General features: G+C 60.5%; 1 protein-coding gene and 1 pseudogene. Both read right to left on the bottom strand.

All coding sequences use genetic code 11. The annotated features are described in order from the left end of the window. A pseudogene (locus tag ABGA94_RS05180) lies at positions 1-119 on the bottom strand (peptide chain release factor-like protein); the annotation flags it as partial. Then, positions 104-329, bottom strand: a 226-nt coding sequence (locus ABGA94_RS05175) for a hypothetical protein (RefSeq protein WP_375366575.1), incomplete at its 5' end; no start/stop codon positions are given. The pseudogene ABGA94_RS05180 and the gene ABGA94_RS05175, both read right to left, overlap by 16 nt.

Genomic DNA, 329 nt, shown 5'->3' with positions numbered 1-329 from the left:
TTCATCGCATGCTCACGGTTTTTAATTTGAGAACGCTCCGACTGACATGTTACAACCGTATTTGTCGGTGTATGTGTAATACGAACTGCTGAATCTGTCGTATTTACGTGCTGTCCACCGCGATGCTGGCGCTGGGCGCGCGGCTGCTGGCGCTGACCTGGCTGGGCGAATCGGGACATCGCGGTGCAGGTGCCGTGTTGCTGCTGGCCGCGCTGTTGCTGGCGTTGCGGTCCCAACGATAGGCCAGGTGCGCGTCGACCAGGGTGTAGCCGTTGCTCGGCTCCTCGTTCTGCGCGACGTCCTTCTGGCGGCTGTAACGCACCGCACCG

It is taken from the genome of Stenotrophomonas sp. 3diitr2024 (assembly GCF_042136455.1).
Taxonomy (GTDB): Bacteria; Pseudomonadota; Gammaproteobacteria; order Xanthomonadales; family Xanthomonadaceae; genus Stenotrophomonas; species Stenotrophomonas sepilia.
The sequence above is the reverse complement of the archived record's forward strand: the minus strand, read 5'-3'. Positions and strand labels throughout refer to the sequence as shown.